This is a genomic window from Chamaesiphon sp. VAR_69_metabat_338, assembly GCF_031423935.1.
Taxonomy (GTDB): domain Bacteria; phylum Cyanobacteriota; class Cyanobacteriia; order Cyanobacteriales; family Chamaesiphonaceae; genus Chamaesiphon.
This window is the reverse complement of the sequence record NZ_JANPGM010000041.1, coordinates 1-3,391: the sequence shown is the minus strand read 5'-3', so window position 1 is coordinate 3,391 and position 3,391 is coordinate 1. Positions and strand designations below refer to the sequence as shown.

Annotated in this window: 3 protein-coding genes; 1 reads left to right on the top strand and 2 read right to left on the bottom strand. The window is 50.0% G+C overall.

Going from position 1 to position 3,391, the window contains the following annotated elements; genetic code table 11:
* Nucleotides 1-90: 90 nt before the first annotated feature.
* Together RMO84_RS01360 and RMO84_RS01355 are read right to left on the bottom strand one after the other, a co-directional pair.
* Nucleotides 91-1,377 (bottom strand): TldD/PmbA family protein, encoded by a 1,287-nt coding sequence (locus RMO84_RS01360; protein ID WP_310486651.1) that lies wholly within the window; start codon nucleotides 1,375-1,377, stop codon nucleotides 91-93.
* Nucleotides 1,378-1,521: 144 nt separating this feature from the next.
* Complete coding sequence (locus RMO84_RS01355) at nucleotides 1,522-2,376, bottom strand: Tab2/Atab2 family RNA-binding protein (protein ID WP_310486650.1); 855 nt, start codon at nucleotides 2,374-2,376, stop codon at nucleotides 1,522-1,524.
* A gap of 294 nt (nucleotides 2,377-2,670) precedes the next feature.
* On the opposite strand from RMO84_RS01355, the gene gshA reads away from it, so the two are divergent.
* A partial coding sequence (gshA, locus tag RMO84_RS01350) for a glutamate--cysteine ligase (protein WP_310486649.1) occupies nucleotides 2,671-3,391 on the top strand: 721 nt, incomplete at its 3' end.

Genomic DNA, 3,391 nt, shown 5'->3' with positions numbered 1-3,391 from the left:
GGAACAAAGGCGTGCGCGTTGGCGAAGCCGCTGCCTTAGCAGATACCGCTTTGCGGTAGCACACCCTCCTCTACTACTATCAATTATCAATTATCCTCTCCCTGTCACCGATAACCCCTCGACAATCAGCGAAGGCGTGTGACAAGGGCCATTCCAATCGATATCTGCGCCGAGGGCGACGACTTGTTTGAGAGCGGTGTAGACATTACCACTAACCATCGTATCTTTGACTCGCCCGACAATTTCGCCATTGCGGACGCGATAGCCCAATTCGACATTAATCGAAAAATCGCCAGACATGCCAGCGTCGCTGCCGAGAATTTGATCGATGATAATGCCAGAATCCAGATGTTTGACTAATTCTGGAAAACTCAATTTTCCAGGAGCGATCGTCAGATTGACTAGATCGGGGGTGGGATAACTGCCCAAACCCGATCGAAAACCATTGCCCGTGGAGCCAGAACCAAGCTGACGACCGATCGTTCGATCGGCATAAAATAACTTGAGCTTACCAGCTTGAATCAACGTCAACGATCGCGTCGGCGAACCCTCGTCATCGAAGGGGCAACTAAATGGCCCCCGATCTGGCTCTTGCGCGATCGTCAGCAGCGGTGAAACTACTTTTTCGCCCAATCGATCGCTCCAAGGGGAAGCCCCTTCTATGACCTGTTTGCCGTTCATTGCCGCCTGCACGGTTTCCCACAACATATCGGCAGCTTTGGCCGTAAATAAGACGGGAATTTTACCCGTAGGCGGATTGACATTCTTCTTCGCCCATTGAAGTCGTTTGATTACACTCTGGGCAATTTTGGCTGGATCTAAATCGCCACGCTGCGTTTGGCCGTCGCCCACACTCAAAAAATCATCCCCACGAATCCATTCAACTGCTAGATAACCGCTCAATGTGGTATCGGTGTAGCTGCAATCCAGTCCTAGTGTATTTACTAACCGAGTCGTTTCGATATCGCAGTCCCACTGACTGCTACACAGCACATCTGGGAAATCCGCACGCACTAATTCGATCGCGCTTTTGCCCATCGCCACCAAGTCCTCCATCGGAATGGTATGACCCAAATCGGGATAGACATTGCGATTGGCCGCATTTAATTCTGGCGTTTCGCGATCGTTTAATTGAGACAGTTCGAGGCTTTTAGCAACTAAAATTTTGGGATCGACGGCACCATAAGCAACGGCAATCCCCGGTCGGCCATCTTTCCACAACCGCAGCGCAATGCCTTCACTCTGAGCTGTTTCCAACTGTTTGAGCCGATTTGCTTCAAAAAAAACTGGTCGCGATAAGGATTTGGCTTGATAAACTTCTGCTACTTCTGCACCCGCCTGGGTAGCTAAATCTAAAAGTTGTTCGGCGATATCCATATGGGACTGGGGGGACTGGGGGACGGGGAGACTGGGGGCAATTATGAACTCAAGAGAATTTAACTTTTCCCTATTTTCTCATCATAAAGCACCGCAACACCCACTCGTTTGCACGATCGACGATCGATTATCAACTTTTAATTATCAACTTTCTTCATACAAGAGCCAAAATCCCGCAAATTCTTCACTGTCGGGAGTAGCTTGGATCGCGATGAAGTGAACGCCCTTGGCTTGTTGTTTGCTGGCTTCAAATCTCGCGGCTTCTTGTTGAGTCGTCCCTTCGAGACGGGCTAAAATCCAGCTTTCACTGGCTCCTGTTTCTAATAGTAAGGTCGATTTGGGTGCGGGTTGATAGCGCACCGCTACGATTTCCAATCCCGACATCCAGGCGGCCATCGGTACCGAGCGTGGCGAATAAACTATTAATCCCGGAATCTGAGTTTCGGGGGCGACTTTGACCATATCAAGGGGGAAAGCTTCCCCAAATCCGATTTGCCAATCGCTCATGTCCGCAAACTGACTGGCGGCGAGATTTACAAATGTCCACTTCTCACCAATCAGAGCTTCGGGTAGTGGTTTGGGCGGATCGGAGAACATCTGCACGGAGGTAGTCGTCGTCGCTTGAAAGTTCGGCTGTTGGGGGTAAAAGTGCTCCATGCGATCGTCCAACCATTGCCGCAGGGCGATCGATCGCCGACTCGCCGCCGAAGGTATCCCGATATCCTTACAAGCTTTGGTAATCATATTATTCATCTGTCGCCGAAAGAAGCGAATCCGCTGTGGCGCGGCATCAGCTTCGCGCATGGCAGTCTGTAAGGCTTCGCCCAGCCAGAGTGAGTTGACGCGATCGCTCGGACAATATTGCGCGTATCGAAAGAGCTGAGCGGTTGATTGCTGAGTCGTCGTCGGACTTTCGCACACTAATAATTCCCAAACCTTTTTTTGGTTTTCATCAACCAGGGGGCGTGAGTAAAAATCGATTTCCCAGATCGCTCCCATGATTTGCTACTTGCTGCTTGCTTGATGATTTTTACATTAATCTCTTATTATCCGCCATTTTTGGACATTAGGGAATAGGAGATAGGGGATAGGGTTTAGGGAATAGGGGTTAGAGAGAGAGTTGGGGTTTAGGTATTTGTTTGCGATCGATCGTGGTGGATTGACTGTTGGCTCGTGGATCGCCCAGACAAACCCGCTATGATTATTTTATAAATATCAATCGCTCAATTATAGATTTCCAACCCTATTCCCTATTCCCTATCCCCTGTCCCCTATCCCCTATCCCCTAATTCCATGCTACTTTCCAAAGGATTTGAAATTGAAGTCTACACGGGTACTCCCCAGGGAGAGATTGTCGGTTTATCCGATCGGATTGTGGCGGATTTGGATGGGTTTATTATCGAACCGGATAGTCGCAATGTCGAATACACCACCGCGCCATTCACTTCATACGATCGATTATTGTGTGCGCTCGTCCAGCCGCGCCGCCAGTTACGTGCCTATCTCCAAAAAATTGGTGACTATACCCTGATTCCTGGCAGCACCTTATCTTTAGGCGGTACGGATACCTTTTATCGCTCCGATCCAAATAATCCTTACCATACTTACATCGAGCAGACTTACGGCACCAATGTGGTCACGGCGAGCTTGCATATTAATATCGGGATTAGCGATCCAGAATTGCTGATGCGGGCTTGTCGGCTGGTGCGGGTCGAAGCTCCATTGTATCTAGCCTTGAGTGCGGCATCGCCATTTCTCAATGGTGCGCCGACGGGCTACCATTCCACCCGCTGGGGATTATTTCCCAAAACACCCCCACACGTCCCATTGTTTACCAGTCACGCCCATCATATTCAGTGGGTCAACGAGCAGCTAGCCCAAAAGACGATGCAAAATGTCCGTCATCTGTGGTCGTCTGTGCGCCCCAACGGCGATCGCCGCCCCTACAACCTCAATCGGCTGGAATTAAGAATTTGCGACCTAATCATCGATCCGATCGCCTTGCTGGCCGTTA

What these genes read in the sequence shown, in the direction of transcription:
- RMO84_RS01360 (WP_310486651.1), bottom strand. Translation starts at nt 1,377, where the DNA reads ATGGATATCGCCGAACAACTTTTAGATTTAGCTACCCAGGCGGGTGCA.
- RMO84_RS01355 (WP_310486650.1), bottom strand. Translation starts at nt 2,376, where the DNA reads ATGGGAGCGATCTGGGAAATCGATTTTTACTCACGCCCCCTGGTTGAT.